The sequence below is a fragment of the Vibrio sp. 10N.222.52.C12 genome (genome assembly GCF_041474215.1).
Taxonomy (GTDB): domain Bacteria; phylum Pseudomonadota; class Gammaproteobacteria; order Enterobacterales; family Vibrionaceae; genus Vibrio; species Vibrio crassostreae_C.
In genome coordinates this window covers 1-4,773 of sequence record NZ_JBFRTR010000085.1, presented here as the reverse complement: position 1 = coordinate 4,773, position 4,773 = coordinate 1, and the positions used below count along the sequence as shown (strand labels likewise).

Below are 4,773 nucleotides of genomic sequence, written 5' to 3'. Positions count from 1 at the left end.
TTTACTTTAATTGGTATCAGTCGAATAACTTACACAAAAGATTTTCCCGTAGCCCACAGCTCTTAGCTCAGGTGTTCCCCAAAACCAACTCATGATTAGGACTACATCATTTCTGATTCCAGCTGTGAGGTGACTCGAGCATGATTTCAAACGTATGTAGCTTTAAGTTTAGCATTCAGATACTCGAACCATACGCGCTGTAAGTTAGATTTATGAGACTGAACTGACCCCTTATTAATACTTTGAGTTATAAAAGCCTTACACCCCATCCTAATTACTCTGCGCTGTAGATGTTTCCTTTATTAAGTGAGTGGCTCTCAGTATTAGTTAACAGCCTTTCGTCTACGAAATCTGACTTCTGCTCTATCTGTGAATCTATAGGATACGTGTAATTAGGGCTCTATCATGGAGGCTTCTGCTAAGAGCGCTATAGCCCTTAATGAGTCGACTTAATAGCTCTTAATTATACATTCAGCTTAAACCACTCTCGATAGCATCAAGCGCTTTGTTAGAAGCATTTCAAAGGATGGAAGCGGAGTAGATTCAGCTTGAAAGGTGAGAGTTGTTAGGTTGCGTTCCAAAGTGGTGCTGGAGGGATATGTAAGTTAAGACATAGAGTGTCCCTCGTATCCGTATCTACATGTGCAGGGAGGTTCTTCCCCCAACTGATTGTGATGTTCTCTGGTTCTAGGGGATGGTAATTTAGGATGTTTACCGGTCTCTCTTCGATTCTGATGTGCTTGTTGACTCGATATGAATTAGTTGTGTCGACAACTTTGCTCAGAACATGTTGATTTCTTGCTGGTTAGTTCAAGCTATGTTTTGGTTATTGCGACTAAGATGAAGCTAGAAGGTCACTACTGTTTGCTTAGTAGAAATAAAAATCCCCCAAATCATTGGCGGATAGTTTTGTGATTCTTTTCAGAATTAGATAAAGCCTTAAACCTAATGGGTCGAATTATGAAATTGAGTTTTAACTTTGAAGATGCGAGCCAGATCTTTGTGGGATCTTTTGCCTTGGCCGTGCCGATTTCTTTTTCTGAAGAGGCTTGGAAGTTAGGGGAGACTTTACCTACCGCTAATCTATTGCTGCTATTTTTACTGTCTGCGGTGTTCTTAGGCTTCTATACGTATGAGAGTGTCTTTCAAAAAGATGTTGTTGCTCGGTTGCCGGTGTTTATTTTCAGAATAGTGATTGCTTATGTTATGACGGCATTGGTCGTTGCTTTGGTACTGACTTGCCTGGACAAATTACCTCTATTGAGTGATCCCGTCGTATCGATCAAAAGAGTGATTGTTATTTCAATGCCAGCCTCTATGGGCGCTATTGTAGTGGATAGTTTTGATAAAGAGTAATCTGTGTATCAATTTGGATTGAAGTGTCTTACAGAGCTTTTCAGCGCTTACTTGATTCGTTATTTAGCTTTCTTACCTCCAAACTTAGTATTGATTTTTTCAACCGATCTCCTAGTCAATAAAATGAGTAGCAACGTACTGTGACTGACTCTTACGTGAATGTGTCGTTTGTTGTTGGGAGATTTTGAAGAGCATTAAGTAGCGAAGATTTGTAGCTTTGGAAGGATATAAAAACGGTTGGTTTCTGAATTGAATATGGTATTTGAAAGGTGAGGGTAGTTGTATTAATAAGTTAGGATCTTTAGATGCAAAAAAGCCGCATCAATGATGCGGCTTCTTTTAATTGGCTCCCCTTGCAAGACTTGAACTTGCGACATACGGATTAACAGTCCGCCGTTCTACCAACTGAACTAAAGGGGAATTGATTGTTTAGTCTCTAATCAAGAGAATGGTGCCGACTACCGGAATCGAACTGGTGACCTACTGATTACAAGTCAGTTGCTCTACCTACTGAGCTAAGTCGGCATCATGAATCAAAAAGCTTATGCTTGATGATTAACTTGGCTCCCCTTGCAAGACTTGAACTTGCGACATACGGATTAACAGTCCGCCGTTCTACCAACTGAACTAAAGGGGAATTATTCTTAAAGCTTTAAAGAAATGGTGCCGACTACCGGAGTCGAACTGGTGACCTACTGATTACAAGTCAGTTGCTCTACCTACTGAGCTAAGTCGGCACATAATATTTCTTTGTGCTTTACTGTTGTTGTCTAAGACACCAACAAATAAATTGTGGTGCCCGGAGGCGGAATCGAACCACCGACACGAGGATTTTCAATCCTCTGCTCTACCGACTGAGCTATCCGGGCGACGAGGTGTATTAAACGTGTTTTCGCGTTCTGGGTCAACATTAAATTGCAAAAAAAGTATCGTTTGATGTTTTTCTATACTTAGTGGGTTGTTTTTGCTCATTTGGGGTGAAAAACCTAGGTCTAGCATGCCCTAAAAGATAGTAAAACTACGGTTAACTACACTGAATGGGCGCCGAAATAAAAAAAGCACGTATGAAAACGTGCTTTTTTATTTGAAAATTTTCTAGGGAGTTTAGTGTTTTACTTCAAACCTATTAACCCAAGCTTCTAATTCGTTGGAAAGAGAGGCAAGAGTTTGGGTGCTGTTATGACTTTCTGTTACGACATTGCTCAGTTGGTTACCGCTCTCTTCGAGCATATTGATACGCTTCGATATATCATCGCTCACCTGAGTCTGCTCAGCGGCCGCTGTTGCGATTTGATGACTCATTGATGAAATGGACTCTAATGCGACAACAATCTGTTGTAGTGCTTCAGAGGCGTTTTGAGACTCTGTTACGGTGCTTTCACTGGTCGCGGCACACACTTCCATGGTTTGAATTGCGTTGCGAGATCCCTCTTGAAGGTTATTAATCATTAATTGGATTTCTTTTGTGCTCGATTGTGTTCTGCCTGCAAGGTTACGAACCTCATCTGCTACAACAGCAAATCCACGACCTTGTTCGCCAGCTCGAGCTGCTTCAATGGCTGCATTTAGTGCCAATAGGTTAGTTTGCTCCGCTATATCACCAATCACATCCAATACTTTTGCAATGTTGTTTACATCGTTATCTAGGTTAGCGACAGCTTCGCTTGCTGTGCCTAGTTGGCCTGCTAAGCCTTGAATGTTATCTACTGTGTTGTGAATGAGTTGTTGGGTATGCTGGCTCTGTTTGTCGGCCTCGTCGGTGTTGCGCGCGGTATCGCTAGCTGAAGCAGCTACGTTATTGGCTGAAGAGGCCATCTCGGTCATTGCTGTCGCGATCATCTCTGTTGATTGCTGTTGGGTGTCTGTCAGTTGACCAATTGACCCAGCGCGATCTTCTACGCGCTGCAGTTCGCCTCTTAATGCCAGCATTGAAGCGTCAAGGTTTGATACTAGCTCAGCCAATGACTTACTCATTTGTTGTACGGCGTGATAGATACTGCCGTCAATTGCCTGAGTTTCGAAAGAGGTTTGAATTCGACCTTGTGCTACGGCTTGTACTGCTTCTCGTACGTCTTTAGGTTCGCCGCCAAGAAGCGCTAGCATGCGTTTAATGGATACAATTAGGCTCGCCAGAATAAGACCAGCAATCACGACACAAAGGAATAGCTGCCATTGAGCAGTAGACCAAAAACGAGCGTTAACTTCATTGAACCCGATACCAGTGCCGACAACCCAACCCCAATGTGGCGTTTTCTCTGCAATAGACAGTTTTTCTTCAATCGTTCCATCTGGCAGTTTTTGTGTCCAGGTGTACTCAATGATCTCGCCAGTACGATTACCAAGTACTCTTTGGATTAGCTGCCCAACACTATTGCCGTCGCCATCTTTAAAGTCGTTAAAACTGGTTCCGTGCAGTTGAGGATCTAATGGTGTCGCGATAAACGTCATGTTCTCATCGGCTACGTAAACATATTCATTATCTTTATAGATGTTGTTGCGTAGAAGGCGAGTAGCTAGTTGCTTGGCTTGCTCTTCTTCTAGTGTGCCATCAATCGCCATTTTTTCGACTTCAGTAAGAATGCTGTATGCGCTCTTAAACAGCTCTGTTACGCGAGCTTTGTTGTCCATGTTGCTAGCAACTCTTAAGGTCCATAAGCCTGTAGCCGTCAGTGCTAGCAGGGCGATCAAGATGATGCCCGATAATAAGTAAGCTTGCGTTTTTAGTTTCATATTTCCCCGCGCAGCGATTCAATAATTAGTATTAGGTATAATTCATCGAATCTTAATCTAAGTGGTGTAAGGCAGATATTAGAAAGACATCAAAGTATGATAGGGATTAAATTTTCGAAGAAAAAAAAGTAACAGGACTTGGTTCTATTTGTTTTAATGTGAATATTAGCGGGTCATGAACTTTATAAGGCGTTGGTTCTGTTGTAGTGGATATGCTTTATAGAACTTAGAATCAACTGCTGTAGTAAGAGTACTAAAAGGAGATAACTCAATTTATCGAGACTGATTAAGAGTTAGTGAGGAGCTGATGTGTATATTGAATAGAGTTTGTTTTTGTTCAAACGAAAAAAAGCCAAGTCTTTCGACTTGGCTTTCTTGAATGTGGCTCCCCTTGCAAGACTTGAACTTGCGACATACGGATTAACAGTCCGCCGTTCTACCAACTGAACTAAAGGGGAATTATTTGTGTCAACATCAGGTCTATAAAGACCATTATTTGTTAAGTACCAAATAATGGTGCCTCGAGGCGGAATCGAACCACCGACACGCGGATTTTCAATCCGCTGCTCTACCGACTGAGCTATCGAGGCAAAAGAATGGTGCCGACTACCGGAGTCGAACTGGTGACCTACTGATTACAAGTCAGTTGCTCTACCTACTGAGCTAAGTCGGCACACTAAATTCTTT

2 protein-coding genes and 8 tRNA genes are annotated in these 4,773 nt (G+C 42.1%); 1 reads left to right on the top strand and 9 read right to left on the bottom strand.

Annotation, left to right across the window (positions count from 1 at the left end; translation table 11 throughout):
* Positions 1 to 960: 960 nt before the first annotated feature.
* Entirely contained in the window at positions 961 to 1,356 is a 396-nt protein-coding gene (locus tag AB4623_RS15825; protein ID WP_017060180.1) for a DUF2391 family protein, read from the top strand.
* Between the two features lie 344 nt (positions 1,357 to 1,700).
* Here the strand turns inward: AB4623_RS15825 and AB4623_RS15820 are convergent.
* The 9 genes from AB4623_RS15820 to AB4623_RS15780 all read right to left on the bottom strand — a co-directional run bounded on the left by AB4623_RS15820 (position 1,701) and on the right by AB4623_RS15780 (position 4,759).
* A tRNA-Asn gene (locus AB4623_RS15820) sits at positions 1,701 to 1,776 on the bottom strand.
* 29 nt (positions 1,777 to 1,805) lie between these two features.
* Positions 1,806 to 1,881, bottom strand: a tRNA-Thr gene (locus tag AB4623_RS15815).
* A 36-nt stretch (positions 1,882 to 1,917) separates the two neighbouring features.
* A tRNA-Asn gene (locus AB4623_RS15810) sits at positions 1,918 to 1,993 on the bottom strand.
* Between the two features lie 24 nt (positions 1,994 to 2,017).
* Positions 2,018 to 2,093: transfer RNA gene (locus tag AB4623_RS15805), tRNA-Thr, on the bottom strand.
* Positions 2,094 to 2,149: 56 nt separating this feature from the next.
* A tRNA-Phe gene (locus AB4623_RS15800) sits at positions 2,150 to 2,225 on the bottom strand.
* 235 nt (positions 2,226 to 2,460) lie between these two features.
* Entirely contained in the window at positions 2,461 to 4,086 is a 1,626-nt protein-coding gene (locus AB4623_RS15795) for a methyl-accepting chemotaxis protein (RefSeq protein WP_017067795.1), read from the bottom strand.
* Positions 4,087 to 4,468: 382 nt separating this feature from the next.
* A tRNA-Asn gene (locus tag AB4623_RS15790) sits at positions 4,469 to 4,544 on the bottom strand.
* Positions 4,545 to 4,600: 56 nt separating this feature from the next.
* A tRNA-Phe gene (locus tag AB4623_RS15785) sits at positions 4,601 to 4,676 on the bottom strand.
* Between the two features lie 7 nt (positions 4,677 to 4,683).
* Positions 4,684 to 4,759 (bottom strand) — tRNA-Thr (locus AB4623_RS15780).
* Positions 4,760 to 4,773 lie beyond the last annotated feature (14 nt).

What these genes read in the sequence shown, in the direction of transcription:
- AB4623_RS15825 (WP_017060180.1), top strand. Translation starts at nt 961, where the DNA reads ATGAAATTGAGTTTTAACTTTGAAGATGCGAGCCAGATCTTTGTGGGA.
- AB4623_RS15795 (WP_017067795.1), bottom strand. Translation starts at nt 4,086, where the DNA reads ATGAAACTAAAAACGCAAGCTTACTTATTATCGGGCATCATCTTGATC.